Annotated in this window: 1 protein-coding gene and 2 pseudogenes; all 3 read left to right on the top strand. The window is 74.3% G+C overall.

Going from position 1 to position 1,468, the window contains the following annotated elements; translation table 11 throughout:
* Positions 1–686 (top strand): lipid II:glycine glycyltransferase FemX (locus tag AC2W7G_RS16170; RefSeq protein WP_485869337.1); only part of this gene is annotated, 686 nt, incomplete at its 5' end.
* Positions 683–952: pseudogene (locus tag AC2W7G_RS16165) on the top strand (alanine racemase); the annotation flags it as partial. The gene AC2W7G_RS16170 and the pseudogene AC2W7G_RS16165, both read left to right, overlap by 4 nt.
* Before the next feature lie 74 nt (positions 953–1,026).
* Positions 1,027–1,468 (top strand): annotated as a pseudogene (locus AC2W7G_RS16160) (alanine racemase); the annotation flags it as partial.

Genomic DNA, 1,468 nt, shown 5'->3' with positions numbered 1-1,468 from the left:
CGCCAGTCCTGCGCGACGCGCTGCTGGCCGCCGGCTGGACGCCGGTCCCCACGACCGGCGGGTTCTCGGCCGGCCAGCCGGCGTTCAACTTCTGGCTGCCCCTGGCCGGCCGCAGCCAGGACGACGTCCTGGCCGGCATGAACCAGCTGTGGCGGCGCAACATCAAGAAGGCGGCCAAGAACGGCGTCGAGGTCAGTCGCGGCACCCGCGCCGACCTGGCCGACTTCCACCGCGTCTACACCGAGACCGCCGAGCGCGACCACTTCACGCCGCGCCCGCTCGCCTACTTCGAGCGGATGTGGGACGCCCTCACCGCCGAGGACCCCGAGCGCCTGACGCTCTACCTGGCCCACCACGAGGGCGACCTCGTCGCGGCCACGACGCTCGTGCGGGTCGGCGACCACGCCTGGTACTCCTACGGCGCGTCGACCACCGAGAAGCGCGACGTGCGCGGCTCCAACGCCGTGCAGTGGCAGATGATCCGCGACGCACTCGCGGCCGGCGCGAGCGTCTACGACCTGCGCGGCATCACCGACACCATCGAGGCCGACGACCCGCACCGCGGCCTCATCCAGTTCAAGGTCGGCACCGGCGGGCACGCCGTGGAGTACCTCGGCGAGTGGGACCTGCCGATCAACCGGGTCCTGCACAAGGCGTTCACGGTCTACATGGGGAGGCGAGGATGAGCTTCAGGCTGCACGTCGACGGGACGCGCTGGCGCACCCACCTGCGCCACTTCGCCGCTGCCCACCCCGGCCTCGTCCCGGTGGTCAAGGGCAACGGCTACGGCCTGGGCCGCGACGTCCTGGCCCGCGAGGCCGCGGCCCTCGGCGCCGACACGATCGCGGTCGGCACCTACGCCGAGGTCCCCGGCGCGCTGCAGGACTTCTCCGGCGACGTCCTGGTGCTGACGCCCTGGCGTCCGTTCGTGGACGACGTCGTGCTCGGTCCGCGCGTGATCCACACGCTGGGCCGGGTCGAGGACGTCGCGGCGCTCGCCGCCACCGCTCCGGCCGCACCCGCGTCGTGGTCGAGGGCGAGACGTCGATGTCGCGCCACGGCCTGGACCGGCACGAGATCGCCGCCGCCGTCGCCGCCCTCGGCGACCTGGAGGTCGTCGGGTTCGCGCTGCACCTGCCCCTGGGCCGCGGCCACCTGGCCGAGGCCGAGAGCTGGGTCGCGGCGCTGGAGACGTCCCGCCTGGAGACCGACACCGTCTTCGTGTCGCACCTCGACGCTGCGGAGCACGCCGAGCTGGCCTCGCGCCGCCCGCACCTGACGATCCGCCCGCGCATCGGCACCGCCCTGTGGCTGGGCGACCCGGCCGCCCTGTCCGTGCGGGCCCGCGTGCTGGACCTGCACCAGGTCGAGCGGGGGGAGCGGGTCGGCTACCGCCAGCGCCCCGTGCCGCGCGACGGCTACCTGCTCGTCGTCGCCGGCGGCACCAGCCACGGCATCGGCCTGGAGG

Source organism: Aeromicrobium sp. PFPM2_SD2, from assembly GCF_057364525.1.
The sequence above is the reverse complement of the archived record's forward strand: the minus strand, read 5'-3'. Positions and strand labels throughout refer to the sequence as shown.